Consider the following 25,563-nt stretch of genomic DNA (forward strand, 5'->3'; position numbering starts at 1 on the left):
TCACCCTCACCCCCGGGCGGGGCCCACCTTCTCGGGACACTTCCCTATCCTCGCGTCAGCGACAGCAGCTCCCGTGCCGGTCCCACCGGTCGGTGGCCCGTCGGCCACACCGCCCTCAGGTCTCGCGCCAGTGACACGTCCTCCAGCGGCACCCTCACCAGGCGGCGCATCGCCAACTCCTCGCCCACGGCCAGTTCGCTGAGCACCGCCGGTCCGGCCCCGCTCACGGCCGCCGCCTTCACCGCCGTGGTGGACGACAGCTCGATCAACGGCCGTGCGAGCCCGCCCAGCGCGGCGTCCAGCACCTGCCGTGTCCCCGATCCCTTCTCCCGCAGGATCAACGGAGTCGCCGCCAGTTCCGACGCCTCCAGCGGACGGCGCCGACGTGCCCAGGGATGCTTGGGTGCCGTCACCACTATCAGATGGTCGTGGGCGATCACCACGGAGTCCAGGCCCGTCGGCACATTGAGTCCCTCCACGAATCCGAGGTCCGCCTCGTCCGCCAGCAGCCGCTCCGCCACCGCCGCCGAGTTGCCCGCCAGCAGCGACACCGCCGTGTCCGGCCGCTGGGCGCGCAGCGCGAGCAGCCAGCCCGGCAGCAGGTACTCGGCGATCGTCATGCTCGCCGCCACGCGCAGACGCGAGTCCCGGCGGTCCCGCAGCGCCTGCGCTCCCGCGTCGAACGCCTCCGCCGCCTCCACGATCCGCCGCGCCCAGTCCGTCACCAGCGCACCGGCGTCCGTGAGCCGGGAGCCGCGCGGTGAACGGTCCACCAGCGCGACGCCCAACTGGCGTTCCATCGAGCGGATCCGGCTGCTGGCCGCCGGCTGCGTGATGCCCATCTCGCGCGCCGCCCCGCCGAGACTCCCGAGCCGCGCCACCGCCAGCAGCAGTTCCAGCGCCCCGAGATCCGGTACCCGGTGCGCCAGCGAGCCACCGGCCACCGACCCGCCGTTCTGCTGTTCCCCAACGCCGCTCATAAAGACACCTTATGCCCTAATAGAGTCATACTCCCTGGTCGGGGGCGTCCACCGGCGAGACGGTGGACACATGGTCACCGCCGTCCGTCACCTCGGGCCGAACTGGTACGCCACCGTCATGGGCACCGCCGTCGTCGCCACCGCGGGAGTCGCCCTTCCCGCGCACATCCCCGGCCTGCGCACGGCCTGCACCGCCGTCTGGTCGGCTCCCTGGCGTCCTCGCCGTCCTCTACGGCGTCCCCGTCATGGGCTTCGCGCTGCTGTGGCTGGGCCTCGCCACCGCCCACGTCCTGCGCGCCCGGCGGCAGGGCATGGGCTTCGCGATGACCTGGTGGGCGTTCACCTTTCCGGTGGGCACCTGCGTGACCGGGACCGCGGCGCTCGCACGGCACACCGGGCTGCTCGCCTACGGCTGGCTCGCGGTCGGGCTGTACGTCGTCCTCGTCGCCGCCCTGGGCCACCGCCGCCCCGCACACCGTGCGCGGCCTGGTCAACGGCCGGCTGCGCGCAGCGCCTCGCCCAGCAGTCGTGGTGCCTCGGCCAGCGACGGTCCGTACCACGTCAGGTGCCGCCCGCTGACCAGCGCGCACGGCAGCCCCGGGAAGGCCTCCGGACCGTCGTCGGCCGTGAAGCGGTACGGCTCGTCCGGGAGCACGACCACGTCGGGTGCCGCCGCCCGGAGGTCCTCGACGGGGATGCGCGGATAGCGCTCGGCGTGCGTCGCGTACAGGTGGTCGACACCCAGGCGGGACAGGACGTCACCCGCGAACGTGTCCCGGCCCAGCACCATCCACGGGCGGCGCCAGATCGGTACGACCGCTGTCGTGCGGTGCGCCGGCGGTGGCAGCGCCGACCAGGCCTGCTCCGCCTCGTCCAGCCAGCGTGGCCGGGCCGGCGCCCCGCACGCCTGAAGCACCCGTGCCAGTTCCTCGAAGGACTCCGGTACGTCGCGTACCTCGGTCACCAGTACCTCGACGCCTGCCGCGCGCAGGGCGGCCAGGTCGGGGGCGCGGTTCTCCTCCTCGTTGGCGATCACCAGGTCGGGGGCGAGGCCGATGATCCGGTCGACCTTCGGGTTCTTGGTACCACCGATTCGGGTGACGTCCAGGTCCGCCGGGTGCGTGCACCAGTCGGTGGCGCCGACCAGGGTGCCGGGGACCGTCGCGGCGACGGCCTCCGTGAGCGACGGGACGAGCGAGACGACCCTCACTGGCGTGGCCGGTCCTGGACCGCCTCGATGTGCTCGGCCACCGCGACGACGACCACGCGGGTGTCCGCCACCGTCGCCCGCCAGCGGTGGCGGACCCCGCCGGTGAGATACAGGGTGTCGCCGCGGCCGAGACGGTAGGCGCGGCCCTCCGCCTCGATCTCCACGCCGCCGTCGGCCACGTACATCAACTGGTCGTTGCGGTACTGGAACTCGCGGCCCGCGTCGTGGTCGCCGGTGAACTCCGAGGCGTGCATCTGGTGGTGACCGCGCACCAGGGAACGCATCTGGGGTGCGAGCGTCGACTCGACGCCCTCCGCGCGTACGACGTCGACGCTGCACGCCGGGTCGGCGGCGGCGAGGAGTTCGACGGCGGTGGTGCGCAGGGCGTCGGCGACCTTCTCCAGGGAGCTTCTGCTGGGCCGCGCCCGTTCGTTCTCGATCTGGCTCAGGAAGGGGACCGACAGGCCGCTGCGCTCGGCCACGACGGCGAGGGTGAGCTCCAGCGACCGGCGCCGACGCCGTACGGCCGCGCCCACCCGAAGGGGCTGCTCTTTGTAGTCGCCCATCGCTCCGGCTCCCTCCTTCGCTCGTCGTCGCGCTGCCCGTGCGCGCCGGCCGCGGCGCACCGCTTCTGCTGAGTTGTCTGCACCTTACGCATGTTCGGCAAACCGTTTCATGCGGCCGTCACATCGATGTCACATTGGGTGTCCTCGTACCTCACAGTTCGCGCCAGTGGATCAGCCGCCGGGCCTGGCCGGGAGCGAGTTGCCTCTCCGGGGCGAAGGGGCTGACCAGCAGCGCCGGACGGCCGTCCGGGCCGGTGAGCAGGGCGGCCGCGGGACGGGCGAACGAGCGCTGCCTTTCAGTTCAATGCGCGAGCGGCCGTCTGTGTTCCCGCCCGTCCCAGGCTCGCAGGGCCCGATCGAGCCGGTGATCAGGGGTGCGTGCCCGGTTGTGAAGACGGTGAAGTCCGGGCAGTGATGTAGCGCTATGTGGTTGGCCGGATTCATCCCGTGCTCGCGACGGTCCGTACGGCGCCTGTCGGCGCAGGTGCGGCAGCGGCGAGCAGTGGCCGGGCAACGGGCCTGCGCGCACTCCGGCGGAAAACCCTTGGCGGGCCCCCGCCGCGGCCCCGCACCATGCCTGCATGAGCTTCCCCGCCCCACCCGCCACCGGCACCCGTACCCCCTGGAACGGCCTCCCGGAGTCGGTGCGCGATGCCATCGCGGACCTGCTCGGCGCCCCCGTGGTGCACGCCGTCACCCAGACCGGCGGCTTCTCGCCCGGCGCGGCCGTCCGCGTCCGCACCGCCGATGGACGGCGCGCCTTCGTCAAGGCGGTCAGCGGGGACGCCAACCCGCAGAGCCCGGGAATGCACCGCGCCGAGGCCCGCAACGCCGCCGCCCTCCCGCCGAGCGTGCCCGCGCCCCGCCTCCTCGGCACCTACGACGACGGCACCTGGGTCGCCCTCGCCTTCGAGGACGTGGACGGCCGCCAGCCCCACGTCCCGTGGCGTCGGGCCGAGTTACGGCGCGTCCTGGACGCCGTAGCCGAACTGAGCCGCACCCTCACTCCCTCCCCGCTCGACGCCCCGCCCGCCGCCGAGGACCTCGCCGGCATCTTCGACGGGTGGCAGCGGCTCCTCGCAGAGCCCGGCCTCGCCGCCCGCCTCGGCCCCCGGACCGCCGCAGACCTCCCTCACCTCGCCGAGCTGGCCGCCCCCTGGCCCGAGGCCGTCAGCGGCGACACCCTCGCCCACGCAGACCTGCGCGCCGACAACATCCTGCTCACCGCCGACGACCGCGTCGTCTTCGTCGACTGGCCGCACGCCGTACGCGCCGCACCCTGGTTCGACCTGCTGGTCATGCTGCCCTGCGTCCGCGCCCAGGACGGCCCGGACCCGGAGGAGGTCTTCACCGCCCACCCGCTGGGCCGCGACGCCGACCCGGACGCGGTCACCGCCGCACTGGCGGGCCTCGCCGGATTCTTCCTCCGGCACTCGCTCCTGCCCCCGCCCCCGGGCATCCCCACGGTCCGCGCCTTTCAGCGGGCCCAGGGGGAAGCGGCCCTGGCCTGGCTCAGGAAGCGGCTCGCATCGCGGCCTCGACCAGTGCGCGCATGACCCGCAGGTCCTCACCCATCTCCGGATGCCACTGCACGCCCACCACCCAGCGGGGGCCGGGAAGCTCCACGGCCTCCACCGTCCCGTCCGCCGCGTACGCCGACGGGACCAGGCCCGTGCCGAGGCGGTCCACGGCCTGGTGGTGAAACGTCGGCACGGACGTCTCCTCCGGGACGACATCGGCGTACGACGTCCCCGGCACCGGCTTCACGAGGTGCCGGCCGAAGACGCCGGGCACCTCCGCGTGCCCCTCGATGTGCTGCGTGAGCGTGCCGCCCAGGGCGACGTTCAGCAACTGCATGCCCCGGCAGACGCCGAGCAGCGGGACGCCCGCCGTCAGCGCCGCGTCGACGAGCGCGAGCTCCCAGGCGTCCCGAGCGCGCGCGGGCGGCCCGGTGCGGGGGTCGGTCTCGGCGCCGTAGCGGACCGGCTCGACGTCCGGGCCGCCCGCGATCACCAGGCCGTCGAGGCGGGCGACGGTCGCGGCGGCGTGCTCCGGCGCGTCCGGCGGGAGCATCGCGGCCAGCCCGCCCGCCCGCTGCACGAGCCGCGGATACCCGGCGGGCAGCAGCGCGGCCTCCAGCTCCCACACACCCCAGCGCGCCCCGGCCTCCAGGTACGTACTGATCCCGATCAACGGCCTGTCCGCCATGCGACCTCCCGCAATGGAATACCTTTATACCTTTGCCGAGCGTCACCCTGGACGGCAAGGCCGCTCACGCCAGGAACCCCCGCAACAGCGCCGCCGTCCCCGCGCAGTGCTCCCGCATCATCTCCCGCGCCCCGTCCGCGTCCCCGTCGAGCACCGACTCGACCAGCGCGGTGTGCTGGCGCTGCGAGTGCTCCAGGTTGCGTACGAGAAGCGGGATGCAGTCGAGCAGGTCGTTCACCGACGCCCGTACCGCCGCGTACTGCGCGGTCAGCGTCGGCGAGCCGCACAGCTCGGCCAGCGTGAGGTGGAGCAGCGTGTCCAGGCGGCGGTACTCGGTCAGCGGCGCGTCCTGCGTCGCGGCCAGCGCCTCCCGCAGCCGGTCCGCCTGCTCCGCGGACAGGCCGTGCGTCGCGCACAGGCCCGCCGCGCCCACCTCGAGGACCTCCCGGAAGCGCAGGACGTCCTCGATGTCGACCGCGGAGATCCGTCGCCGCAGCTCGTCCTCGCCGCCCGCGTCCGTGCGGGGCAGGACGAACGTTCCGCCGTACCGCCCGCGCCGCGACTCGACCAGGCCCTGGTCCTGGAGCACCTTCAGCACCTCGCGCAGCGTCACCCGGCTGATCCCGAGCCGCTCCGCCAGTTCCCGCTCCGCGGGCAGCCGTTCTCCGCCCGGTACCAGACCCAGCCGGACCACCTGGAGGATCTGCTCCAGCGCCTCCTCGAAGCCGTTGCCCGCCCGCACCGGGCGCAGCACCGGGGTCAGCCGGTCGTCCGGGCCGTCCTCAGTGTCCACCGACATATGGCCGTGCCCCCCTTCCCAAGCAATGGTTCTCACCAATACCTTAGGGCTTCCGGCTGACCGAAGAAGCCGAAGGAGGCTTTCCCGTGGCAGACCGCACACCCCCGCTCGGCGTCGAGGAGCTGCACGCCCTCGTCGCGGGCGGTGAGATCGACACTGTCGTCCTGGCCTTTCCCGACATGCAAGGGCGGCTCCAGGGCAAGCGGTTCGCCGCCCGTTTCTTCCTCGACGAGGTCCTCCACCACGGCACCGAGGGCTGCAACTACCTCCTCGCCGTCGACACCGAGATGAACACCGTCGACGGCTACGCGATGTCCTCCTGGGACCGTGGCTACGGCGACTTCGCCATGCACCCCGACCTGAGCACCCTGCGCCGAGTCCCCTGGAACGAGGGCACGGCCATGCTCATCGCCGACCTCGCCTGGAACGACGGCTCCCCGGTGGTCGCCGCCCCCCGCCAGATCCTGCGCCGCCAGCTGGAACGCCTCGCCGAACACGGCTTCACCGCCCAGGTCGGCACGGAGCTGGAGTTCATCGTCTTCAAGGACACCTACGAGCAGGCCTGGGACGCGGGCTACAGAGGGCTCACACCGGCCAACCAGTACAACATCGACTACTCGGTGCTCGGGACCGGCCGGATCGAGCCCCTGCTCCGTCGCATCCGCAACGAGATGACCGGCGCCGGCCTCACCGTCGAGTCCGCCAAGGGCGAGTGCAACCCCGGCCAGCACGAGATCGTCTTCCGCTACGACGACGCCCTGGTCACCTGCGACCAGCACGCCATCTACAAGACCGGCGCCAAGGAGATCGCCTCCCAGGAGGGCGTCTCGATCACCTTCATGGCCAAGTACAACGAGCGCGAGGGCAACTCCTGCCACATCCACCTCTCGCTCGCGGACGCCGCCGGCAACAACGCGATGGCGGGTTCCCCTCAGGACGAGGGCGGGATGTCGGACGTCATGCGGTACTTCCTGGCCGGACAGCTCGCCGCACTCCGCGACTTCTCGCTGCTCTACGCCCCCAACATCAACTCCTACAAACGGTTCCAGCCCGGCTCCTTCGCACCGACCGCCGTCGCCTGGGGCTACGACAACCGCACCTGCGCGCTGCGGGTGGTCGGCCACGGCCGCTCCCTGCGCTTCGAGAACCGGCTGCCCGGCGGTGACGTCAACCCGCACCTCGCGGTGGCCGGACTGGTGGCGGCCGGCCTGTACGGCATCGAGCAGAAACTGGAGCTGCCGGAGCCCTGTCCCGGCAACGCCTACGCCGCCGACTTCGCGCACGTCCCCACCACGCTCCGCGAGGCCGCCGAGCTCTGGGAGAACAGCCCGATCGCCAAGGCCGCCTTCGGCGACGAGGTCGTCGCGCACTACCGCAACATGGCGCGCGTCGAACTGGACGCCTTCGACTCCGCGGTGACCGACTGGGAACTCCGCCGCTCCTTCGAACGCCTGTGAGGCCCTCCTTGTCCCCCGAGTACGAGCTCGAAGTACTGAACCCGGCGACCGAGGAGGTCGTCGCCACCGTCCCCGGCGCCACCGAGGCCGACGTCGACGCGGCCGTCGTACGCGCCACGCGGGCACAGGCCCACTGGGCCGCCATGGCGCCCGGCGACCGCGCCCGCCTGCTGCGCCGGTTCGCCACGACAGTCGACGAACACCTCGAAGAGCTGGCACGGCTGGAGGTCCGCGAGGCCGGACACACCGTCGGCAACGCCCGATGGGAGGCGGGCAACGTCCGTGATCTGCTGGACTACGCGGCCGGGGGAGTGGAGCGGCTGACCGGACGACAGATCCCGGTGCCCGGCGGCCTCGACGTCACGATCCTCGAACCGCTGGGCGTCGTCGGCGTCATCGCACCCTGGAACTTCCCCATGCCCATCGCGGCCTGGGGCACCGCCCCGGCACTCGCCGCCGGCAACGCGGTGATCCTCAAGCCTGCCGAGACGACCCCGCTCACCGCCCTGCGCCTGGCCGGACTCGCCCTGGAGGCGGGCCTGCCCGAGGGCCTGTTCCAGGTACTGCCCGGCCACGGAGCCGTCGCGGGCAACGCGCTCGTCGAGCACCCCGGCGTGGCGAAGATCGTCTTCACCGGGTCGACGGCCGTGGGCAAACAGGTGCTGGCGAAGGGGTCCGCCCTCCTCAAGCGCGTCACCCTCGAACTCGGCGGCAAGAGCCCCAACATCGTCTTCGCCGACGCGGACATCGAGGCCGCCGCCGCAGCGGCTCCGATGGCCTTCCTCGACAACTCCGGCCAGGACTGCTGCGCCCGCACCCGCATCCTCGTCCAGCGCTCCGCCTACGACCGCTTCCTCGACCTCCTCGCCCCCGCCATCGAGTCCGTCCTCGTCGGCGACCCGGCGGACGAGCGGACGAACATGGGCCCCCTGATCTCCAAGGTCCAACTGGACCGCGTGCGGTCGTACGTCTCCGACGACGCCGAAGGCATCCGCGGCAAGGCCCCCGAAGGCCCCGGCTTCTGGTTCCCGCCCACCGTCCTGACCGGAGTCGACCCGCACGCGCGCGTGGCCGTCGAGGAGGTCTTCGGCCCGGTCGCCGTAGTCCTGCCCTTCGAGGACGAGGCGGAGGCGATCCGGCTCGCGAACGCCACCGACTACGGCCTCTCCGGCTCCATCTGGACCCGGGACGTCGGCCGCGCCCTGCGCGTCTCCCAGGCGGTCCGCGCGGGCAACCTGTCCGTCAACTCCCACGCCAGCGTCCGCTACTGGACCCCCTTCGGCGGCTTCAAGCAGTCCGGCATCGGCCGCGAACTCGGCCCGGACGCCCTCACCGCCTTCACCGAAACCAAGAACGTCTTCATCAGCACGGAGGGCCCCGCACAGTGACCGAAGAAATCATCTGCCGCCGCCTCGTGGGCCGTACCGCCGTCGTGACCGGAGCCGGCAGCGGCATCGGTCTCGCCACCACGCGCCGACTCGCCTCCGAGGGCGCGCACGTCGTCTGCGGCGACGTCGACGAGACGCGTGGCAAGGCCGCCGCCGAAGAGGCCGGCGGGACCTTCGTGAAGGTCGACGTCACCGACCCCGAGCAGGTCGAGGCGCTGTTCAAGACGGCCTACGACACCTACGGCAGCGTCGACATCGCCTTCAACAACGCCGGCATCTCCCCGCCCGACGACGACTCCATCCTGGAGACCGGCCTGGAGGCCTGGAAGCGTGTCCAGGAGGTCAACCTCACGTCCGTGTACCTGTGCTGCAAGGCCGCGATCCCGTACATGCGGCGCCAGGGCAAGGGCTCGATCATCAACACCGCGTCGTTCGTGGCCCGGATGGGCGCGGCGACCTCCCAGATCTCGTACACGGCCTCCAAGGGCGGCGTCCTCGCCATGTCCCGCGAACTGGGCGTGCAGTTCGCGCGGGAGGGCATCCGGGTCAACGCCCTGTGCCCCGGACCGGTCAACACCCCACTGCTCCAGGAGCTGTTCGCGACCGACCCCGAGCGGGCCGCCCGCCGGCTCGTCCACATCCCGCTCGGCCGGTTCGCCGAGGCGGAGGAGATCGCCGCCGCCGTCGCCTTCCTGGCCAGCGACGACTCCTCCTTCGTGAACGCCACCGACTTCCTGGTCGACGGCGGAATCTCGGGGGCATACGTCACACCGCTGTAGGCCTCGCCCAGGACCTAGAGTGCCGGAATGAGCATGACGCCCCCGCCCGGCTGGTACCCCGACCCCCACGCTCCCCACCTGGAGCGCTGGTGGGACGGGACCGCGTGGACCGAACACCGGCGTGCTCCCGAGGCACCCGGGCCGCCGCAGCCGGCCGGCGGGGCCTCCGGACGTGCGAAGGCCGTCGCCCTCACGATCGCCGGGGTCGTCCTCGTCGCCGCGATCGTCACGGGAGTGGTCGTACTCGGCGAGGACGACGACGGCGGCGGCACGGTGGCGGACACTCCACCGACGTCCGTCACGCCCACCACGTCCACGGCCTCCACCGCCCCGACGCCGACCCCCTCCGAGCCGTCCGCCGACGACCCGGCCGTCGTGGTCGACGAACTCAACGGCATCACCCTGCCGTTGCCCGACGGCTGGGTCAGGCCGGAGAACGTCGCCGAGGACGACGTCGTCATGACCACGGACGGCACGTACGACTGCCCGGCCGGCGTCGGCATCTGCAGGCACGGCACGGTCTTCTCGCGCACCGTGACCGAGAACGACGAGAAGTCCCCCGAGGCCCTCGCCAAGCAGGACATCTCGGAGGCCGCCGACGACGCCTACGACCGCGACGCCCTCGGCCGGCGCCTCTACGGGGGCATCGAGTCGCACAAGACCGTCAAGTCCGGGCAGGTCGCCGTGGCGGGACGCGCCGGGTACCTCGTGCGCCGGCAGGTGACGACGGCGGACGGGCCCGGTGGCTATGTGCAGTCGCTGGTGTTCCCGTCCAGCGTCGGCAGCGAGTCGCCGGTCCTGGTGCGGTTCGTCTTCGACGCGGGGCCGGACGGACCGCCGCTCGCCGACATGGACCGGATCACCGAGGGGATCCGGTCGATCGACGACGCGGACACGGGCGGCGGCGTGGGCAGCAGCCTCGGCCCGCCCGGCTGACCTACAGGAACGTGCGGCCCTCGCCCCGGTACGTCGGGACGGTCGCCGTCACCGCGTCCCCCTCGATCAGGTGCAGCGTCTCGAACCGCTCGCACAGCTCACCGGCCTTGGCGTGCCGGAACCACACCTTGTCGCCGATCAGCAGGTCGTCGGCCGGCGAGCCGAGCAACGGCGTCTGCACCTCGCCCGGCCCCTCCTGAGGGTCGTACTTCAGCCCTTCCGGCAGATACGGCACCGGCAGCCGGTCGGGCCCGGCCGCACCCGAGGCGGGATAACCGCCACCGAGGACGGTCACGACGCCGACCCCCGGCCGCCGTACGACGGGCTGGGCGAACAGCGCGGCCGGACGGCCGCTGAAGGACGTGTAGTTGTCGAACAGGCGCGGTACGTACAGCCCCGACCCGGCGCCGATCTCGGTGACTGCGTCCTCCGCGGCGGTGTGCTGCACGCTGCCCGTGCCGCCGCCGTTGACGAACTCCAGGTCCGGCACCACGGCCCGGACCGCGCGCACGACCTCGCCACGCCGCTCGGCGAGTTCCCGGCGGGCGGTGGCCTGCATCAGCCGTACGGCCCGCGAACGCAAAGGCCGCCCGGCGACGGCGTCACCGACGCCCGCGACATGCCCCTCGTACGCCATGATCCCGACGACCTTGAACCCCGGTCGCCGGGCCACGACACGGGCCATGTCGGCGACTTGGGCGGGGGAGTGCAGCGGCGACCGACGGGCCCCGACCCGCACCCGCCCCCCGAGCAGCTTCAGCGAGGTGTCCAACTCCAGGCAGACACGGATCACTTCGCGCCCGCCGTCGCGTGCCTCGTCGATGAGCCTGAGCTGCGCCGGGTCGTCGACCATCACGGTCACGGCGGCGGCCAGCTTGGGATCGGAGGCCAGCTCGGCGTACCCGGCGCGGTCGGCGGACGGATAGGCGAGCAGCACGTCGTCGAAACCACTCCGCGCCAGCCACAGGGACTCGGCGAGGGTGAAGGACATGATGCCCGCGAAGCCGTCCTTCGCCAGGGCGCGTTCGAGCAGGGCACGGCAGCGTACGGACTTGCTGGCGACCCGGACCGGCTTGCCCCCGGCCCGGCGGACGAGGTCGTCGGCGTTGGCGTCGAAGGCGTCCAGGTCCACGATCGCGAGGGGGGCGTCTAGATGGGCGGTGGCCCGGTCGTAACGGGCCCGGTCGGCGGCGCGCGCAGTCATGAACGCAGCCTGCCAGACAGGATTACCGCAGGGTAGGGGGACGTTCCGGGCAGATGCCCCGGGGTCGCGGACTGGTTCCCGTTCGCCCAGGAACAACCCGTAGAGTGACGCGCACGCACGGAGGACCGTTCCGCCCCCGGTCGCACGCCCGCGCCGGGATGCCGGTCCGCCCGTGCGGGTATGCGTGCCCGGGACGGCCCAGTCCGCGCCGGGCGCGGATGTCGGCGACAACGGCCCGCGTACGAGGAGACGGCCCGGGCCTGAGGAAACGGGGGGTGCATGAGCACGGAAGCGCGCCGCGCCTCCATTCCTCCACGCCCACCCCAGCCGCCGACGACGGCAGAGGCGGACGGCGACGAGACGGGCACACAAGGGACTCGGACGGCGGGCCGTCAGGGGTTCGACGGGGCCGGGCAGCAGGAAACCGGTGGATCAGGCCGCCAGGTGTTCGACGCGACCGGGCGGCAGAGGAACGGTGAGGCGGGCCGTCAGCCGTATGACCCGGCGGGCCGTGAGTGGTCCAGCGGGTCTTCGGCCCCGGCGCGGCCGACCGCGCAGCCGGAGACCGAGTCCGGGCCGGCGACCTCCCGTGGTGTCGTTTCGGAGCCGGGATCGGCGTCGGGTGCCGGGCCGACCGTGTCGTCGGCCCAGGCGTCGACGGCCGGTGACGGCTCCGGTGCCGTCGCGTCGCCCCGGCGTGGCGGCGAGGACGACCGCGGCGGCGAGGCCGACGGGGGTGGCCCGGGATCCACCTCGCGGCCCTTCCGACTCCGCTCCCCGAACCCGTGGGCCCCGTCCCCCCGCAACCCCACCTCCCCACCCCCGCCCAAGGCCTCGGCCCGCTTCCCGGACACACCGCCGACAGCGGGCTGCGAGACGCGCCAGGAGAGCACGGGCACGGCCACACCGGGCGCGGCACCGCCTCGCCCGAACGCCGGGCCGGCCGTGTCGCCCTCCGCACCGCCCCGCTCGAGCGACGGTCCGACCGCCAACGATCCTGCCGCGCCGGGTGTCGTACCGCCTCGCCCGAGCAGTGGCCCGACCACGTCGGCCTTCGTACCGCCCCGGCGGAACGCCGGGCCGGCCGCGGCGAACGTCGGGCAGTCCCGTCCGAGCAGCGGGCCGACCACCGGGTCGAGCGTCACACCGCCTCGCCCGAGCAGCGGGCCGAGCCCGTCGACCTCCGTACCACCCCCTCCGAGCAGCGGCCCGACCGTGCGGAGCGCCACCCCGACCCGCCCCGGCACCGGACCGACCGCATCGGCCCCCGTGCCGCCCCGCCCGAGTCATCGGCCCCCGATACCGCCCCGTCCGACCGGCGCGCCCGTCGAGACCGCGTCGGAGACGACCTTCCGGCTGCGCCCGATCCCCGCGGATCCTCCGCCGGAGTCGGACAGCCGCCGCCGGGACGCCGAGGCGTACGGACGTACGGGGCCGACCGGCGTCGGCGGGCCCCGTGGGTCGGACGGCCGTCCGGATTCCGCGCCCGGCAGCCGTACCGGTTCCGGCACGTCGGGCGCACCGTCCGGCACTCGGCCGGGTGGCTCGGCCGCGCCCGTCCCGCCGGGCTTCCCGCCCCGCCCCGAGCGGGGGCCTGCCGTTGCCGGGAACGACTCGCGTGCCTCCTCCGCGGGCGGTATGGGCCCCTCCTCCGCGACCGCCGGGGAAGGGCGCGGTCCCCGTATCCCGTCCGCACCCACCGCCCCGCCCCGCTCCACCGCCACCGCCGGTGCCGACTCCACCGTCCTGTCTCCGGACCCGTCCCTGTCCTGGAGCGCCCCCATGGCGCCGGGTGGGGTCCCCGGCGCTGCGCGGCCCGTCGTCTCGTTCGGGGAGCCCGAGGGGTACGACGACCGGGCGCGGCCGCGTCCGCTCGGTGTGTGGGTGCGGCCCCGGGTCGCCGCGGCGGCCGCCTGTTTCGTGCTCGGCCTGGGGCTCATCGGCGGTGCCCTGACCGGGAGTTGGCTCATCGGAGACCCGAGGGAAACCGGCCCGAGCGACACCTTCGCCGCGGCCGGCGGCCTGTGGCACAGCGTCCCCGTGGACCAGTTGTTCCCGCCGACCGTGGAGGGCCAGGGCGCCGGCCCCGGCGGCGCCGACCGGACCTGGACCCGGATCGCCGTCGCCCCCGACAGCGGCTGCAAGGGCGCCTTCGACCCGCTGCTGCGCAAGGCCCTCGGCTCCGCCGGCTGCGAGCGGCTGCTGCGCGCCACCTACACCGACGCCACCCAGAGCTACGTCACCACCGTCGGCCTGCTCTTCACCAAGGCCGACGCCGCCGCCATGACCTCCCTCAGCACACGGTTCAAGGCCGAGGGCCTGGGCAAGCGGACCGACCTGATGCCCCGCCCCTACGCCGCGAAGGACACCGTCGCCGCCGACTTCGGCCCCGAACAGCGCGCCTCCTGGACCGTCTCCGTCCTCACCGAAGCCCCGGTGGTCGTCTACGCCGTCTCCGGCTGGGCCGACGGCCGCACGGTCGACGATCCGCAGCCCGCCGAGGAGGCCATGAAGTCCGGCACCACCACGGCCCCCGCCCAGGCCGGCCTCGGCAACGAGGCGCAGGGCCTCGCCGACCGCATCGAACGCGGCCTGCGCAAGACCGTCAGTTCGCCCACGGAGAAGCCCTCATGAGCCGCATGAGCATCAGGACCCGCCGGGCCGGCCTGCTGAGCGCCCTCCTCGCCGCCTCCGTGGCCCTCGTCCCGCCCACCGCCGCGCACGCCGACGGCATCCGCGCCCAGCAGTGGGCCCTCGACGCCATGCACACCCAGCAGGCCTGGCGCACGACCAAGGGCGCGGGCGTCACCGTCGCCGTCCTCGACACCGGCGTCGAGGACGACCACCCCGACCTCGTCGGCAACGTCCTCCCCGGCAAGGACATGATCGGCTTCGGCGCGAAGGACGGCGACCGCGCCTGGGCCCGGCACGGCACCGCGATGGCCGGCATCATCGCCGGCCACGGACACGGCGCCGGCGACGCCGACGGCGTCATGGGCATCGCCCCGGAGGCGAAGATCCTGCCCGTCCGCGTGATCCTCGAGGACGGCGACCCGGCCCGCGCCAGGGCCCGCAACACCCGCGGCAACGCCCTCGCCGAAGGCATCCGCTGGGCCGCCGACCACGGCGCCGACGTCATCAACCTCTCCCTCGGCGACGACTCCGCCTCCGCCCACCCCGAACCCGCCGAGGACGAGGCCGTCCAGTACGCCCTGAAGAAGGGCTCCGTCGTCGTCGCCTCCGCCGGCAACGGCGGCGAGAAGGGCGACCACATCTCCTATCCGGCCGCCTACCCGGGCGTGATCGCCGCGACCGCCGTCGACCGCTACGGCACCCGCGCCTCCTTCTCCACCCGCCGCTGGTACGCCACGGTCAGCGCTCCCGGTGTCGACGTCGTCATCGCCGACCCCGACCACAAGTACTACGAGGGCTGGGGGACGAGCGCCGCCTCCGCCTTCGTCTCCGGCGCGGCCGCGCTCATCAAGGCCGCCCACCCGGACCTGACCCCGGCCCAGATCAAGGATCTCCTGGAGGACACGGCCCGCAATGCCCCGAGCGGCGGCCGAGACGACTCCCGCGGCTACGGCTTCATCGACCCCGCGGCCGCCCTCGCCGAGGCCGACCGCCTCAAGCCCGAAGGCCTCCAGGCAGCCGCGTACGGCGACAGGTACTTCGGCTCCGGTCCGGACGCCGACCAGGCGGACAGCGACACCTCCGCCTGGGCGGCCCCGCTCGCGGGCGGCTTCGGCGTAGTGCTGCTGATCGTCGCGGTGGTGCTGTGGCGCGGCCGCCGCACCCCGCGCACCCACGAGGGCTACGACAGCTACGACAGCTACGACGGCTTCTAGAGCACTTGCGGAGCACTCGTAGAACTACGACCGCTTCTAGGGCGTGAATACCGACACCGTCGCCCGCGCCACCGCCTCCACCAACGAAATCCCCTTCGCCTGCGTCGAGTTGCCCTTCGACAGCACGGCCACCAGGTAGTCGTCGCCGTCCACCGTCACGCGCCCGACGCTGTTGATGTCCCACAGACCGGTGGTGCTGCGCGGCAACCAGCCGTTCTTCAGCGCCCACGCCGAACCGTCGGCCGCGGCCGACACCCCCCACTGCTGGCCGACGGCTACCTGCCTCATCAGCCCCCGCAGATACGACCGCGAGGCCTCACTCAGCTCCGAGTCCTCCCCGAACACCTGGTGGAGCAGGGTGAGTTGATCGGCGGCCGTGGTCTGCGTCAGCCCCCACAGCTCGCCGTCGCCGCCCTCGGTACCGGCGAGCCCGAACCGCTCGTTCGCGGCGTCCAGCCCCTGCGCCTTCCCGATGATCCGCCACAGGGCCGTCGCGGAGGCGTTGTCGCTGTCCTCGATCATCGCGGTGGCGTAGGCCTTCTCCTCGGCCGTGAGACGCGTCCCCGCGTCCTGATGCCGGAGCAGCAGCGCCGCGAGGATGTCGACCTTGACGATGCTCGCCGTGTCGAAGACGCCGTCGCCGTACGTCGCGCTCTCGCCGGAGCCCAGGTCCAGCACCGCCACCGACACCTCCGCGGTGTCTTCCGCGCTCACGGCCTTCACGGCGTCGGCCAGCAGCGCGTCGTGATCCACCGTCGGCCGCGCCACCGGTTCCACGGATGCCTCCTCGCTCGCCGGGGCCGAGGGGGAGGCCGACGGCGTCGCCGCCGACGATACGGCGCCCCCACCGGAGTGCGCCTGCGCCTTGACGTACACGGTCCCGGCCGCCGTACCGCCGACGACGGCGACGGAGGCGAGCGCGGTGTACAGCCAGGGGCGGCGCCAGGAAGGGCGGGAGCGGGGGGCGGCTCCGGAAGCGTCCATGCCCGCGATGCTCGGGGCGGCGACTGTGCGGGTTGTTAGACGGAGGTTAGATGTGTGTCAGCGAAATCTGAGAAAGCCGTGAAATGCGTCACGGGCAGGTTTCCGGGCCCGCACAAGCCCAGCAGCATCCTCCCTATAGGGTCGGTGACCGTGGCGAACAAGAACATTCCCGACTCCGGCTTCTCCGACGACGACGGCTCCGCCGACCCCCGGCTGAGCGCGGCGCTCGCCACGTGGGCCGAGGACCGCTCCGCCGAGGGACCCGTTCTGGAGGCGCTCAAGGGCGCCCGGCTGCTCGTCCCCGTCGTCGCGGTCCTCGGCGAGGTGGAGGAGGACGAGAACGGGCTGCGCCGCGAGAAGACCAGCGACATGGCCGTACCGACCCTGAAGGCCGGCAGCCGCGTCGCCCTTCCCGCCTTCACCTCCACCGAGTCGCTGGCCCGCTGGGACCCGGCGGCCCGCCCCGTCGCCGTACCCCTGCACCAGGCCCTGCAGGCCGCCGCGCACGAGAAGGCGGACACGGTGGTCCTCGACCTGGCCGGTCCGGTGCCGTTCGAGCTGACGGGATCCGCGCTGCTCGCGCTCGCCGAGGGGCGTGCGACGGTCGACCCGCTCGCCGACCTGGCCGTCGTCGAGGCCGTCCGCGGTGCCGTCGCCGCCGAGCCCGCCGTGCTGCGCGCCCACCTCGGGCCGGGGCAGGCCGACGGCACCCTCGCCCTCGTACTGGACCCGGCCACGCCACCTGCCGAGGCCGCGCGGGCGGTCGCACAGCGCCTCGCCGCCGACGACACGCTGCGGGCCCGCCTGGTGCGCGGCCTCGACCTGGCACTGCTGCCGGCCGGGGCGACGCCGCCGGGCGAGCCCCTGTACGTACGTCCGTGAATCAGCCGTAGATCGGGCCCGTGTACTTCTCGCCCGGTCCCTGCCCCGGCTCGTCCGGGACGAGCGACGCCTCGCGGAACGCCAGCTGCAGCGACTTCAGACCGTCGCGCAGCGGCGCCGCGTGGAAGGAGCTGATCTCGGTCGCGCTCGCGTCCAGCAGCCCGGCGAGGGCGTGCACCAGCTTGCGGGCCTCGTCCAGGTCCTTGTACTTGTCGCCCTCCTCGGTCAGCCCGAGCTTCACGGCGGCGGCGCTCATCAGATTGACGGCGACCGTCACGATCACCTCGACCGCGGGGACCTCGGCGATGTCGCGGGTCATCTCGTCGAAGTCGGGCTGCTCGGGGGAGCCGGAGGGGGAGGTATCACTCATGCAGGACACGATAGGCGGCGGACGGAGCACCACCCCCGTCGGTCTCGGTTAGCCCTTCCTGGACCGAGCTGCTAACCTTGTGTAACGACCGGCCGGACGCGCCAAGAAGTACACTGCGTGCTCGGCCCACAAGTGGAGGCTCCGATCTCCCACCTGACCGTCCTCCGGGACGGCGGGTCACCCGGTCAGGCGGCCACCATCGTTCCGTACGGACGATGGAGTCGCCCGAAAGCGCGCCCCGCGATCATCGCGGCGGTGCTCCGGTAGTAATGGGAGCCCCGCCTGTGATCGTCCGGGGCATTTTTTGTGCGTCGGCGCGGTTAGGTCTTACGAACAGATACATACGCGGCTGTCCGCCAGACCGCCGTGTGGTGCTAACCGAGGAGGATCCATCAGCGCCGAGCCCCGCATCAACGACCGGATTCGCGTTCCCGAGGTGCGACTTGTCGGTCCCAGTGGCGAGCAGGTGGGCATCGTCCCCCTGGCCAAGGCACTGGAGCTTGCGCAGGAGTACGACCTGGACCTGGTCGAGGTCGCGGCGAACGCCCGTCCGCCCGTGTGCAAGCTCATGGACTACGGGAAGTTCAAGTACGAGTCGGCCATGAAGGCCCGTGAGGCGCGCAAGAACCAGGCGCACACGGTCATCAAGGAGATGAAGCTCCGGCCGAAGATCGACCCGCACGACTATGACACCAAGAAGGGTCACGTCGTCCGGTTCCTCAAGCAGGGCGACAAGGTCAAGATCACGATCATGTTCCGTGGTCGCGAGCAGTCCCGGCCCGAGCTGGGCTACCGACTGCTGCAGCGGCTGGCGGAGGACGTCCAGGACCTCGGTTTCGTCGAGTCGAACCCGAAGCAGGACGGCCGAAACATGATCATGGTTCTCGGTCCGCACAAGAAGAAGACCGAGGCGATGGCCGAGGCTCGCCAGGCGCAGGAAGCCCGCAAGGCCGAGGCGAAGGCCAACCCCGGCAAGTCGCAGAACGCCGCGGAGGCCGAGGACGCCGACATCGCCGAGGACTCCGCCGAGGCTCCTGCCGAGGCTTCCGCCGACGCGTGATCCCCGGGGACGCGAGTCCCCAGGACGTAACCGATACAAGAGCGACGCTCCACCGTGCCCGGTTTTCGTGACCGGGCATCGGAGCGCCACCAACGAGGAGAGAACGGCGCCATGCCGAAGAACAAGACGCACAGCGGTGCCAAGAAGCGCTTTCGGGTGACCGGCTCGGGCAAGGTGCTCCGCCAGCGTGCGAACCGCCGCCACTACCTGGAGCACAAGTCCTCGACGCTGACCCGCCGCCTGGCCGGCACCGTCGAGCTGGCGTCGGGCGATGCCGCCAAGGCCAAGAAGCTCCTCGGGATGTAGTGCGCGCCCTGCGTGGGCAGGGCGCAGCCGATAACCGGGACCAAGCCGTTCTCGGGTCACCCTTGTGACCCAGCTACAAGGAGTTAACAAGTGGCACGCGTCAAGCGGGCAGTCAACGCCCACAAGAAGCGCCGGGCGATCCTCGAGCAGGCCTCCGGCTACCGCGGTCAGCGTTCGCGCCTGTACCGCAAGGCCAAGGAGCAGGTCACCCACTCGCTGGTCTACAACTACAACGACCGCAAGAAGCGCAAGGGTGACTTCCGCCAGCTGTGGATTCAGCGCATCAACGCCGCTGCCCGCGCCAACGGCATCACGTACAACCGCTTCATCCAGGGTCTGAAGGCCGCGAACGTCGAGGTCGACCGCAAGATCCTGGCCGAGCTGGCCGTCAACGACGCGAACGCCTTCGCGGCGCTCGTCGAGGTCGCCCAGAAGGCGCTGCCGTCGGATGTCAACGCGCCGAAGGCTGCGTGACGCTCGCGCCGGCCTTGAGCCGACGTGACTGAACGGACCCGTGGGATTTCCTGCGGGTCCGTCGTGTTGCCCGGTGCGGGTGGGTTCGGCACCGCCGAATTCCGCCGTCGTGGTTGATCGCCGTTGCGGCGGAAAGAAGTTCTGAAAGTGAGCCCCATGTCCCCCGCCACTCCCGAGCTGATCTCCCCCCGTTCCCCCCGCGTCTCCGCCGCCCGGCGGCTCGCCAAGCGGAACTTCCGGGGCAAGGAGCGGCTGTTTCTCGCGGAGGGGCCGCAGGCCGTGCGGGAGGCGGCGGCGCATGCGTCCACGTTGGTCGAGCTCTTCACCACGCTGGACGCCGCGGAGCGGTACGCCGACATCATCGGTGAGGCCCGTGACGCCGGGGCCCGGGTGCACCTCGCCGACGAGCAGGTCATCGCCGACATCTCCACCACCGTCACCCCGCAGGGACTCGTGGGGATCTGCCGGTTCCTCGACACGCCCTTCGAGGAGATCCTCGCGGCCCGCCCCCAGCTCGTCGCCGTGCTTGCGAACGTACGGGATCCCGGGAACGCCGGCACCGTCCTGCGGTGCGCCGACGCGGCCGGTGCCGAGGCCGTCGTCCTGACCGATGCCTCGGTCGATCTCTACAACCCCAAGGCCGTACGAGCCTCCGTCGGCTCGCTGTTCCACCTTCCCGTCGCCGTCGGCGTGCCCGTCGAGCGGGCGCTGGAAGGGCTCAGGGACGCCGGGGCGCGGATCCTCGCCGCCGACGGTGCCGGGACCGACGATCTCGACGACGAGCTCGACAAGGGGACCATGGGCGGGCCGACCGCCTGGGTGTTCGGGAACGAGGCCTGGGGGCTTCCCGAGGAGACCCGCGCGCTCGCGGACGCCGTGGTGCGCGTCCCGATCCACGGGAAGGCCGAGAGCCTGAACCTTGCCACCGCGGCCGCCGTATGTCTCTATGCGTCAGCCCGTGCACAGCGCGCCTCCGGAGGGTGCCGCACCGTCACCGAGAGCTAGTAGGGTGACCAGCTCGGGGGCCCTGCGCCGTCTGAGAGGTGGGGTACGGGGATGAGTGTCGGCACGAGCAGCGCACCGGGAGCACGAGACGTACGGTGCCCGCCCGCGTCACAGCCCGGTGATCTCGCCGAGCTCGGCATCGACCCCGACCAGCTGCCCGACGGCCTCGTCGTCGCCGACGAGCACGGGCGGGTGATCTGCTTCAACGCCGCGGCGGCCCGGATCACCGCCCTCCCCGCCGAGGACGCCCTCGGGCAGCGGCTGGAGAAGGCCCTGCCGTTAGAGGACCTGGAGGGGCGGCGCTGGTGGCAGCTGACCGATCCGTACGGCGGGCTCGCCATCCGGGTCGGACAGCCCGAGCGCAACCTCCTCCTCCCCGGCGGCCGGGAGGTGCTCGTCTCCGCGAAGTACGTGCGGACACGGCCCACCGGGCCCGTCCACCGGGTCGTCGTCTCCCTCCGCGACACCGAGGCCCGCCGCCGCACCGAGCGCAGTCACGCCGAGCTGATCGCGACGGTGGCCCACGAGCTGCGCTCCCCCCTCACGTCCGTCAAGGGCTTCACCGCGACCCTCCTCGCCAAATGGGAGAGGTTCACCGACGACCAGAAACGGCTGATGCTGGAGACCGTCGACGCGGACGCCGACCGGGTCACCCGGCTCATCGCCGAACTGCTGGACATCTCGCGGATCGACTCCGGGCGGCTCGAGGTGCGCCGCCAGCCCGTCGACATGGGCGCCGCCGTCGGACGGCACATCCAGGCGTACGTCGCGGCAGGGCTGCCCGCCGACCGGTTCCTGCTGCGCGTCGAGCAGCCCCTGCCCGCCCTGTGGGCCGACCCCGACAAGATCGACCAGGTGCTCAGCAACCTGCTGGAAAATGCCGTGCGGCACGGCGAGGGAACGGTCACCATTGACATCACGGCCACGGCGTCCCCGCGCGAGGGCGAGGACACCGGCACGTCGGTCACGGTCAGCGACGAGGGGCCCGGCATCCCGGAGGAGTCCATGAACCGCGTCTTCACCCGCTTCTGGCGGGGCAGCAAGCGCGGTGGCACCGGCCTCGGGCTCTACATCGTCAAGGGCATCGTGGAAGCCCACGGCGGCACCATCACGGTCGGCCGGGCCGCCGGTGGCGGCGCCGAGTTCCGATTTACGTTGCCCGTGAGCGCTCCGGCCTATCTGACCTGAGCAGCCCGCGGGCGCATTCGTATACCTCCGCCCCGTTAGACTCGGCCTTTGGCACCCTTGTGTCCCAAAAACCGTGACGATCCGTCCACGAGTCGGTGACGGGGACCTTCAGCCAGCCAATCGGAAGCACGGGAAGAGATGTCGGCACCGAATAAGTCGTACGACCCTGTAGAGGTCGAGGCCTTGAAACCGGAAGAGATCGAGCGCATGCGGGACGAGGCGCTCGCCGCCTTCGCCGCCGCGGACTCCCTCGACGCGCTCCAGGAGGCCAAGGTCGCCCACACCGGCGGCACCTCCCCGCTGGCCCTCGCCAACCGCGAGATCGGCGCGCTGCCCCCGCACGCCAAGGCCGAGGCCGGCAAGCGCGTGGGCCAGGCCCGCGGCGCCGTGAACAAGGCCCTGGCCGCCCGCCAGGCCGAGCTGGAGGCAGAGCGGGACGCACGTGTGCTGGTCGAGGAGGCGGTGGACGTCACGCTGCCGTACGACCGCGTACCGGCCGGTGCCCGCCACCCGCTCACCACCCTCTCGGAGCGCATCGAGGACATCTTCGTGGCCATGGGCTACGAGGTCGCCGAGGGCCCCGAGGTCGAGGCCGAGTGGTTCAACTTCGACGCGCTGAACATCGGGCCGGACCACCCGGCCCGCGGCGAGCACGACACGTTCTTCGTGCAGGGACCTCAGGGCGGCACCGAGTCCGGCGCCGTGCTGCGTACCCACACCTCGCCGGTGCAGATCCGCTCCCTGCTCGACCGCGAGCTGCCGGTCTACGTGATCTGTCCCGGCCGCGTGTACCGCACCGACGAGCTGGACGCCACGCACACCCCGGTCTTCCACCAGGTCGAGCTGCTCGCCGTGGACGAGGGCCTGACCATGGCCGACCTCAAGGGCACCCTGGACCACATGGTCCAGTCGCTGTTCGGCGAGGGCATGAAGACCCGGCTGCGGCCGAACTTCTTCCCCTTCACCGAGCCGTCCGCCGAGATGGACATGGTGTGCTACGTCTGCCGCGGCGAGTCCGTCGGCAACCCCGACCGGCCCTGCCGCACCTGCTCCTCCGAGGGCTGGATCGAGCTCGGCGGCTGCGGCATGGTCAACCCGCGGGTGCTCACCGCCTGCGGCGTCGACCCGGAGAAGTACAGCGGCTTCGCCTTCGGGTTCGGTATCGAGCGGATGCTGATGTTCCGCCACAACGTCGATGACATGCGAGACATGGTCGAGGGTGACGTCCGGTTCACCCGGCCGTTCGGGATGGAGATCTGATGCGGGTCCCGCTTTCTTGGCTGCGGGAGTACGTCGACCTGCCGGCGACTCAGACCGGGCGCGACGTCCAGGCCAAGCTCGTTTCGGCCGGTCTGGAGGTCGAGACCGTCGAGCACCTCGGCCACGACCTCAAGGGGCCGCTCGTCGTCGGCCAGGTGCTGACCATCGAGGAACTGGAGGGCTTCAAGAAGCCGATCCGCTTCTGCACGGTCGACGTCGGCCAGACCAACGGCACCGGCGAGCCCCAGGAGATCGTCTGCGGCGCCCGCAACTTCGCCGTCGGCGACAAGGTCGTCGTGGTGCTGCCCGGCGCCACGCTGCCGGGCGGCTTCTCGATCTCCGCGCGCAAGACCTACGGCAAGACGTCCCACGGCATGATCTGCTCCAGCGGCGAGCTGGGCATGGGCGACGACGGCACCCACGGCATCATCGTGCTGCCGCCGGAGGCCGAGGTCGGCAAGGACGCCATCGAGCTCCTGGAGCTGGTCGACGAGATCCTGGACATCGCCGTCACCGCCAACCGCGGCGACTGCCTGTCCATCCGCGGTGTCGCCCGCGAGGCCGCCATCGCCTACGGCCTTCCGCTGCGCGACCCGGCCCTGCTCGACGTGCCCGGCCCGAACGCCTTCGGCTACCCGGTGCGGGTCGCCGACCCGGCCGGCTGCGACCGCTTCACCGCCCGTACGGTCACCGGTCTGAGCCCCGAGGCGCGCTCGCCGATCTGGCTGCGGCGCCGCCTGCAGAAGGTCGGCATGCGCCCGATCTCGCTCGCCGTCGACGTCACCAACTACGTGATGACGGAGCTCGGCCAGCCGCTGCACGCCTACGACCGGGCTCTGGTCCAGGGCACGATCGGCGTGCGCCGGGCCGAACCGGGCGAGAAGCTCACCACCCTCGACGGCGTGGTCCGCACGCTGGACGCCGAGGACCTGGTGATCGCCGACGACCGCGGCCCGATCGGTCTCGCGGGCGTGATGGGCGGCGCGAACACGGAGATCGCCGACCACGACGACCTGGAGAACGCGACGACGGACGTCGTGATCGAGGCGGCGCACTTCAACGCCGTCTCCATCGCCCGTACGGCCCGCCGCCACAAGCTGTCCTCCGAGGCCTCCCGCCGCTTCGAGCGCGGCGTCGACCCGCAGGCCGCGGCCGCCGCCGCGCAGCGCACGGTCGACCTGCTCGTGCTGCTCGCGGGCGGCACCGCAGAGGCCGGCGTCACCGAGGTCATCGCCCCGTCCGCGCCGCACACCATCACCGTCCCGGCCGACCACCCGGACAAGGTCGCGGGTGTCACGTACGGCCGCGAGACCGTCGTACGGCGTCTTCAGGAGATCGGCTGCGACGTGTACGGGCAGGACGAGCTGCTCGTCACCGTGCCGTCCTGGCGGCCCGACCTCCTCGAGGTCAACGACCTGGCCGAAGAGGTCATCCGCCTGGAGGGCTACGAGAACCTGCCCTCCACACTGCCCAAGCCGCCGTCCGGCCGGGGCCTGACCCACCGACAGCGGCTGCACCGCCGCGTCGGCCGGGCCCTGGCCGGGGCCGGATACGTCGAGGCGCCGAACTACCCGTTCGTCAGCGAGCAGGTCTTCGACCAGCTGGACCTGGCGGCCGACGACCCGGCCCGCCGGGTCGTCAGGCTGACCAACCCGCTCAACGACGAGGAGCCGGCGCTGCGTACGTCGCTGCTGCCGGGCCTGCTGGGTGCCCTGCGGCGCAATGACGGTCGGGGCTCGCACGACTTGGCGTTGTTCGAGACCGGGCTGGTGTTCCTGCCGCGTGAGGAGCAGCGGGTCGCTGTTGCTCTGCCCGTCGACCGGCGTCCCACCGACGAGGAGATCGCGGAGCTGAACGCCGCGCTGCCGGAGCAGCCGCGGCACGTCGCCGTCGTCCTCGCCGGCGCCCGCGAGCAGGCCGGCTGGTGGGGCAAGGGCCGTCCGGGCGACTGGGCCGACGCCGTGGAGGCGGCGCGGGTGGTGGCCCGAGAGGCCGGTGCGGAGCTGGTCGTCCGCAGCGGGCAGTACGGGCCCTGGCACCCGGGGCGGTGCGCCGAGCTGGCGGTCGTCGCGGATGGTGCCGAGCGGGTCGTGGGACATGCGGGTGAGCTGCACCCGCGGGTGCTGAAGGCGCTGGGGCTGCCCGCGCGTACCTGTGCGATGGAGATCGATCTGGACGCGCTGGAGCGGGTGGGGGACGGTACGCCGCAGGCGCCGAGCATCTCCACGTTCCCTGTCGCTACGCAGGATGTGGCTCTCGTGGTCGAGAAGTTCGTGCCGCATGCGGATGTGGAGGCCGCGCTGCGTGAGGGTGCGGGTGAACTGCTGGAGGGTATCCGGCTGTTCGATGTGTACGAGAACGAGGAGCAGCTGGGGGAGGGGCGGAAGTCTCTGGCCTATGCGTTGCGGTTCCGTGCGGGTGACCGGACTCTGACCGTGGATGAGGCTTCTGCGGCTCGGGATGCGGCGGTTGCGCTGGCGGGGGAGCGTACGGGGGCTGTTCTGCGGAGTTAGTCGCCCAAGGGGTGGGGACTGCGGTTCGTTGGCGGCTGCGGGTTCGCCGTGGCTTGTCGCGCAGTTCCCCGCGCCCCTTAGGGGCGTTGCGGTCACCTCACTCAATAGGGTGACTTCTCCCAGTGACTGGCCCTTTCTGGGCATCT

Annotated in this window: 23 protein-coding genes and 2 pseudogenes; 16 read left to right on the forward strand and 9 right to left on the reverse strand. The window is 72.3% G+C overall.

Annotation, left to right across the window (positions count from 1 at the left end):
* Positions 1-44: 44 nt before the first annotated feature.
* Complete coding sequence (locus ABT063_RS19725) at positions 45-980, reverse strand: LysR family transcriptional regulator (protein ID WP_351058641.1); 936 nt, start codon at positions 978-980, stop codon at positions 45-47.
* A gap of 212 nt (positions 981-1,192) precedes the next feature.
* Here ABT063_RS19725 and ABT063_RS19730 point away from each other — a divergent pair.
* Positions 1,193-1,559: pseudogene (locus ABT063_RS19730) on the forward strand (SLAC1 family transporter); the annotation flags it as partial.
* Here the strand turns inward: ABT063_RS19730 and ABT063_RS19735 are convergent.
* Together ABT063_RS19735 and ABT063_RS19740 are read right to left on the reverse strand one after the other, a co-directional pair.
* Positions 1,471-2,190 (reverse strand): helical backbone metal receptor, encoded by a 720-nt coding sequence (locus ABT063_RS19735; RefSeq protein ID WP_351058642.1) that lies wholly within the window; start codon positions 2,188-2,190, stop codon positions 1,471-1,473. The pseudogene ABT063_RS19730 and the gene ABT063_RS19735 overlap by 89 nt on opposite strands.
* Positions 2,187-2,756 carry a helix-turn-helix domain-containing protein gene (locus ABT063_RS19740; protein ID WP_351058643.1) on the reverse strand — a complete coding sequence of 190 codons (570 nt, stop codon included), beginning with the start codon at positions 2,754-2,756 and terminating at the stop codon, positions 2,187-2,189. Before ABT063_RS19740 ends, ABT063_RS19735 begins: the two co-directional genes overlap by 4 nt.
* A 581-nt stretch (positions 2,757-3,337) precedes the next feature.
* Here ABT063_RS19740 and ABT063_RS19745 point away from each other — a divergent pair.
* Entirely contained in the window at positions 3,338-4,312 is a 975-nt protein-coding gene (locus tag ABT063_RS19745; RefSeq protein WP_351058644.1) for an aminoglycoside phosphotransferase family protein, read from the forward strand.
* Here ABT063_RS19745 and ABT063_RS19750 read toward each other — a convergent pair.
* A complete protein-coding gene (locus ABT063_RS19750; protein ID WP_351058645.1) occupies positions 4,269-4,964 on the reverse strand; it encodes a gamma-glutamyl-gamma-aminobutyrate hydrolase family protein in 696 nt (231 codons plus the stop codon). The two genes, ABT063_RS19745 and ABT063_RS19750, sit on opposite strands and share 44 nt — an antisense overlap.
* Before the next feature lie 64 nt (positions 4,965-5,028).
* On the reverse strand, positions 5,029-5,763 hold the full coding sequence (locus ABT063_RS19755; RefSeq protein ID WP_351058646.1) for a FadR/GntR family transcriptional regulator: 735 nt from the start codon (positions 5,761-5,763) through the stop codon (positions 5,029-5,031).
* Between the two features lie 86 nt (positions 5,764-5,849).
* Here ABT063_RS19755 and ABT063_RS19760 point away from each other — a divergent pair, with 86 nt between their 5' ends.
* From ABT063_RS19760 to ABT063_RS19775, 4 genes are read left to right on the forward strand one after another with little or no spacing between them, the layout of a single operon-like run.
* A complete protein-coding gene (locus ABT063_RS19760; RefSeq protein ID WP_351058647.1) occupies positions 5,850-7,220 on the forward strand; it encodes a glutamine synthetase family protein in 1,371 nt (456 codons plus the stop codon).
* Positions 7,221-7,228: 8 nt separating this feature from the next.
* Positions 7,229-8,608 (forward strand): aldehyde dehydrogenase family protein, encoded by a 1,380-nt coding sequence (locus ABT063_RS19765; RefSeq protein ID WP_351058648.1) that lies wholly within the window; start codon positions 7,229-7,231, stop codon positions 8,606-8,608.
* A complete protein-coding gene (locus ABT063_RS19770; protein ID WP_351058649.1) occupies positions 8,605-9,387 on the forward strand; it encodes a 3-oxoacyl-ACP reductase in 783 nt (260 codons plus the stop codon). Before ABT063_RS19765 ends, ABT063_RS19770 begins: the two co-directional genes overlap by 4 nt.
* 33 nt (positions 9,388-9,420) lie before the next feature.
* Positions 9,421-10,323, forward strand: coding sequence for a DUF2510 domain-containing protein (locus tag ABT063_RS19775; RefSeq protein WP_351058754.1), 903 nt, complete (start codon positions 9,421-9,423; stop codon positions 10,321-10,323).
* A gap of 1 nt (position 10,324) precedes the next feature.
* Here the strand turns inward: ABT063_RS19775 and ABT063_RS19780 are convergent, their stop codons facing one another.
* Together ABT063_RS19780 and ABT063_RS19785 are read right to left on the reverse strand one after the other, a co-directional pair.
* Entirely contained in the window at positions 10,325-11,527 is a 1,203-nt protein-coding gene (locus ABT063_RS19780) for an amino acid deaminase/aldolase (protein WP_351058650.1), read from the reverse strand.
* A gap of 488 nt (positions 11,528-12,015) precedes the next feature.
* The gene (locus tag ABT063_RS19785; protein ID WP_351058651.1) at positions 12,016-12,756 is read right to left on the reverse strand and encodes a hypothetical protein; all 741 of its coding nucleotides are present in this window, start codon (positions 12,754-12,756) and stop codon (positions 12,016-12,018) included.
* Between ABT063_RS19785 and ABT063_RS19790 the strand changes: the two genes are divergently transcribed.
* Positions 12,743-14,161, forward strand: coding sequence for a hypothetical protein (locus ABT063_RS19790; RefSeq protein WP_351058652.1), 1,419 nt, complete (start codon positions 12,743-12,745; stop codon positions 14,159-14,161). The genes ABT063_RS19785 and ABT063_RS19790 overlap by 14 nt on opposite strands.
* A 5-nt stretch (positions 14,162-14,166) precedes the next feature.
* On the forward strand, positions 14,167-15,375 hold the full coding sequence (gene mycP / locus ABT063_RS19795) for a type VII secretion-associated serine protease mycosin (protein ID WP_502990849.1): 1,209 nt from the start codon (positions 14,167-14,169) through the stop codon (positions 15,373-15,375).
* Between the two features lie 36 nt (positions 15,376-15,411).
* On the opposite strand, the gene ABT063_RS19800 is transcribed toward mycP, so the two are convergent.
* Positions 15,412-16,359: a serine hydrolase gene (locus ABT063_RS19800; protein ID WP_351058654.1), complete on the reverse strand. Its 948-nt coding sequence runs from the start codon at positions 16,357-16,359 to the stop codon at positions 15,412-15,414.
* A gap of 150 nt (positions 16,360-16,509) precedes the next feature.
* Here ABT063_RS19800 and ABT063_RS19805 point away from each other — a divergent pair, with 150 nt between their 5' ends.
* Positions 16,510-17,241: an SseB family protein gene (locus tag ABT063_RS19805; protein ID WP_351058655.1), complete on the forward strand. Its 732-nt coding sequence runs from the start codon at positions 16,510-16,512 to the stop codon at positions 17,239-17,241.
* A gap of 1 nt (position 17,242) precedes the next feature.
* Here ABT063_RS19805 and ABT063_RS19810 read toward each other — a convergent pair whose 3' ends face one another.
* Positions 17,243-17,611: a DUF1844 domain-containing protein gene (locus tag ABT063_RS19810; protein WP_095749311.1), complete on the reverse strand. Its 369-nt coding sequence runs from the start codon at positions 17,609-17,611 to the stop codon at positions 17,243-17,245.
* Between the two features lie 366 nt (positions 17,612-17,977).
* On the opposite strand from ABT063_RS19810, the pseudogene infC reads away from it, so the two are divergent.
* The 7 genes and pseudogenes from infC to pheT all read left to right on the forward strand — a co-directional run bounded on the left by infC (position 17,978) and on the right by pheT (position 25,417).
* Positions 17,978-18,671, forward strand: a pseudogene (infC, locus tag ABT063_RS19815) (translation initiation factor IF-3).
* 111 nt (positions 18,672-18,782) lie between these two features.
* Positions 18,783-18,977, forward strand: coding sequence for a 50S ribosomal protein L35 (gene rpmI, locus ABT063_RS19820; RefSeq protein WP_351058656.1), 195 nt, complete (start codon positions 18,783-18,785; stop codon positions 18,975-18,977).
* A gap of 90 nt (positions 18,978-19,067) precedes the next feature.
* The gene (gene rplT / locus ABT063_RS19825; protein WP_006141703.1) at positions 19,068-19,451 is read left to right on the forward strand and encodes a 50S ribosomal protein L20; all 384 of its coding nucleotides are present in this window, start codon (positions 19,068-19,070) and stop codon (positions 19,449-19,451) included.
* 156 nt (positions 19,452-19,607) lie between these two features.
* Positions 19,608-20,456 (forward strand): TrmH family RNA methyltransferase, encoded by an 849-nt coding sequence (locus ABT063_RS19830; protein ID WP_351058657.1) that lies wholly within the window; start codon positions 19,608-19,610, stop codon positions 20,454-20,456.
* A 51-nt stretch (positions 20,457-20,507) separates the two neighbouring features.
* Entirely contained in the window at positions 20,508-21,644 is a 1,137-nt protein-coding gene (locus ABT063_RS19835; RefSeq protein ID WP_351058658.1) for a sensor histidine kinase, read from the forward strand.
* 138 nt (positions 21,645-21,782) lie between these two features.
* Entirely contained in the window at positions 21,783-22,904 is a 1,122-nt protein-coding gene (gene pheS / locus ABT063_RS19840; protein WP_351058659.1) for a phenylalanine--tRNA ligase subunit alpha, read from the forward strand.
* Positions 22,904-25,417, forward strand: a complete 2,514-nt coding sequence (gene pheT / locus ABT063_RS19845) for a phenylalanine--tRNA ligase subunit beta (protein ID WP_351058660.1) — start codon at positions 22,904-22,906, stop codon at positions 25,415-25,417. The genes pheS and pheT overlap by 1 nt, the downstream gene beginning before the upstream one ends.
* Positions 25,418-25,563 lie beyond the last annotated feature (146 nt).

The organism is Streptomyces sp. NPDC002838, assembly GCF_040295365.1.
GTDB lineage: Bacteria > Actinomycetota > Actinomycetes > Streptomycetales > Streptomycetaceae > Streptomyces.

What these genes read in the sequence shown, in the direction of transcription:
- ABT063_RS19725 (WP_351058641.1), bottom strand. Translation starts at nt 980, where the DNA reads ATGAGCGGCGTTGGGGAACAGCAGAACGGCGGGTCGGTGGCCGGTGGC.
- ABT063_RS19740 (WP_351058643.1), bottom strand. Translation starts at nt 2,756, where the DNA reads ATGGGCGACTACAAAGAGCAGCCCCTTCGGGTGGGCGCGGCCGTACGG.
- ABT063_RS19745 (WP_351058644.1), top strand. Translation starts at nt 3,338, where the DNA reads ATGAGCTTCCCCGCCCCACCCGCCACCGGCACCCGTACCCCCTGGAAC.
- ABT063_RS19750 (WP_351058645.1), bottom strand. Translation starts at nt 4,964, where the DNA reads ATGGCGGACAGGCCGTTGATCGGGATCAGTACGTACCTGGAGGCCGGG.
- ABT063_RS19755 (WP_351058646.1), bottom strand. Translation starts at nt 5,763, where the DNA reads ATGTCGGTGGACACTGAGGACGGCCCGGACGACCGGCTGACCCCGGTG.
- ABT063_RS19775 (WP_351058754.1), top strand. Translation starts at nt 9,421, where the DNA reads ATGACGCCCCCGCCCGGCTGGTACCCCGACCCCCACGCTCCCCACCTG.
- ABT063_RS19780 (WP_351058650.1), bottom strand. Translation starts at nt 11,527, where the DNA reads ATGACTGCGCGCGCCGCCGACCGGGCCCGTTACGACCGGGCCACCGCC.
- mycP (WP_502990849.1), top strand. Translation starts at nt 14,167, where the DNA reads ATGAGCATCAGGACCCGCCGGGCCGGCCTGCTGAGCGCCCTCCTCGCC.
- ABT063_RS19800 (WP_351058654.1), bottom strand. Translation starts at nt 16,359, where the DNA reads ATGGACGCTTCCGGAGCCGCCCCCCGCTCCCGCCCTTCCTGGCGCCGC.
- ABT063_RS19810 (WP_095749311.1), bottom strand. Translation starts at nt 17,611, where the DNA reads ATGAGTGATACCTCCCCCTCCGGCTCCCCCGAGCAGCCCGACTTCGAC.
- rpmI (WP_351058656.1), top strand. Translation starts at nt 18,783, where the DNA reads ATGCCGAAGAACAAGACGCACAGCGGTGCCAAGAAGCGCTTTCGGGTG.
- ABT063_RS19830 (WP_351058657.1), top strand. Translation starts at nt 19,608, where the DNA reads ATGTCCCCCGCCACTCCCGAGCTGATCTCCCCCCGTTCCCCCCGCGTC.
- ABT063_RS19835 (WP_351058658.1), top strand. Translation starts at nt 20,508, where the DNA reads ATGAGTGTCGGCACGAGCAGCGCACCGGGAGCACGAGACGTACGGTGC.
- pheS (WP_351058659.1), top strand. Translation starts at nt 21,783, where the DNA reads ATGTCGGCACCGAATAAGTCGTACGACCCTGTAGAGGTCGAGGCCTTG.
- pheT (WP_351058660.1), top strand. Translation starts at nt 22,904, where the DNA reads ATGCGGGTCCCGCTTTCTTGGCTGCGGGAGTACGTCGACCTGCCGGCG.